2 protein-coding genes and 1 pseudogene are annotated in these 1900 nt (G+C 40.8%); 1 reads left to right on the top strand and 2 read right to left on the bottom strand.

Features of this window, described 5'->3' with window-relative positions; genetic code table 11:
- Window positions 1-26: 26 nt before the first annotated feature.
- A complete protein-coding gene (locus HW443_RS10940; protein ID WP_258190520.1) occupies window positions 27-251 on the bottom strand; it encodes a bifunctional ornithine acetyltransferase/N-acetylglutamate synthase in 225 nt (74 codons plus the stop codon).
- Window positions 166-429 (bottom strand): nucleotide-binding protein, encoded by a 264-nt coding sequence (locus HW443_RS14105; RefSeq protein ID WP_176238194.1) that lies wholly within the window; start codon window positions 427-429, stop codon window positions 166-168. The genes HW443_RS10940 and HW443_RS14105 overlap by 86 nt, the downstream gene beginning before the upstream one ends.
- A 382-nt stretch (window positions 430-811) precedes the next feature.
- Here HW443_RS14105 and HW443_RS10930 point away from each other — a divergent pair.
- Window positions 812-1477, top strand: a pseudogene (locus HW443_RS10930) (bifunctional ornithine acetyltransferase/N-acetylglutamate synthase); the annotation flags it as partial.
- Window positions 1478-1900 lie beyond the last annotated feature (423 nt).

Raw genomic sequence — 1900 nt, 5'->3', positions numbered from 1 at the left:
ATAAGACTTGACAGTGCGTATGTAATCTAATCTAGGGCATTTTTGAAGATTTTATAGGATGCAGAGTTTTCTTTGATTTCAGAATTGCCCAGCATTCCATTAGCCATTATCAGGACGATGTCATTTGTGGACATATCGCCGTCTATTGTTATTCTATTGAATGATTTATTGACAGAGTCTTTTATAGCCCTGATTAGCGTTCTTTTTTCTACAGCTATATCCGTTAATATGAAGCAGAGCATTGTTGCCATATTCGGCGCTATCATGCCAGCAGCTTTGCAGATTCCTGCTATAGTTCCTGCCCTTGGTGAAAGGGATAACTTTCATGCCTTTCTTTCTGAATGCAGCTATCAGCCCAAGCGAAAGGGTTGTCTTGCCTGAGCCGCCCTTCAAGCCCGCAATAATAATTCTTGGATATTTTGATTTCATTCACTCATCCCTCTCAATATGGTATATTGCCTTAAATTTTGGTGATTCCAAATTTTCTCTCATCAGATATTATCTTACACAATCATGATTACAAAAAACATACTTATGAGGCTCTTGCAAAAGTCTCAAAAATTCCCTCTCCCCTTGTGGGAGAGGGTTAGGGTGAGGGAGAGGGGGAAGAAATAAGAATTATCAATGAGTTTTATCTCACCCTCCCCTTAATCCCCTCCCATCAAGGGAGGGGAAACATACTTTTGCAAGAGGCTCTTATGGAAATGAAATATCTTTAATGCATTATAGATATGATAAAATAGATGCAATGCTGAAACATAAAGACAAGATACACATTCCGTAAGGTTTTCCGTTCTCTGCAGGAGAAGCCGCAATAAAAAAGCCGGGCAGAAAAGACATCGCCCTAATCTATTCCAGTACAGAGGCAAATATTGCAGGCACATTTACAACAAACAGGGTAAAGGCAGCTCCGGTGAAGCTTGATATTGAAAAGATTAAATCAGGGAAAGGACAGGCAATCATTGTAAACAGCGGAAATGCAAATGCATGCACAGGCAGAAAAGGGCTGGAGGATGCCGCTGAGACAGCGTCGCTCACAGCAAAAAATCTTAAAATTAATCCTTCCCTCGTCTATGTCTGCTCAACAGGCGTCATTGGAACACCGATGCCTATGGAAAAGATAAAGGCTGCGATTCCCGTTCTCACAGCTAATTTAGGCAGGTCAAGCCTCCGTGACATTGCATCTGCAATAATGACAACAGACACATTTCCGAAGGTTATCACGAAAAAGGTAAGAATCGAAAACAGGACAGGAACTATAGCAGGCATCTGCAAAGGCGCTGGCATGATAGCGCCGAATATGGCAACAATGCTCTGCTTCATATTAACGGATATAGCTGTAGAAAAAAGGACGCTAATCAGGGCTATAAAAGACTCCGTCAAGAATAAAGAGGGCAGGGCTGTAATTATGCCTGCTTATAATCGCAGGGCACTCTGCCATGACATCGTTTTCATCAATAAGATGTTGTGCGGTTAGCGTTTCCGGATATTTTCTGAAAACTTCAATTGTCTCCATTGCCCTTTTTGAACCTTCTTCAGGAACATTGAGATCTTCAAACACGCCTTTGAGTTCATTACGAATATCCTCAATGTCTTTGTGCGGGCGGTACTGTTTTATCTCGTCAATAAAGCTGCTTATGATTGAGGAAAAGCCCATGCCTTTGCCTGAAAGCCTTGAGATGATGATGGGTATAATTAATCCGGATATCGGGGTTTTATTTCCATGAAGGGAGTAGAGTTTCTTTGAAAGCTGTTTTATTGTCATCATCTCAGGCGTGAATTAGGTGTTTCCTTGTTGTTTATGGCAACTTATTTTGTTGTCTTTTATTTTCCTTGGGGGAGGGGCTAGATAAAAAATTTGATAATAATCGCTGTCTTTTATTATGTACATTGCTGGTTT

This window comes from Candidatus Hakubella thermalkaliphila (genome assembly GCF_013281975.1).
GTDB lineage: Bacteria > Actinomycetota > Humimicrobiia > Hakubellales > Hakubellaceae > Hakubella > Hakubella thermalkaliphila.
This window is presented reverse-complemented; position numbering and strand designations above follow the sequence as displayed.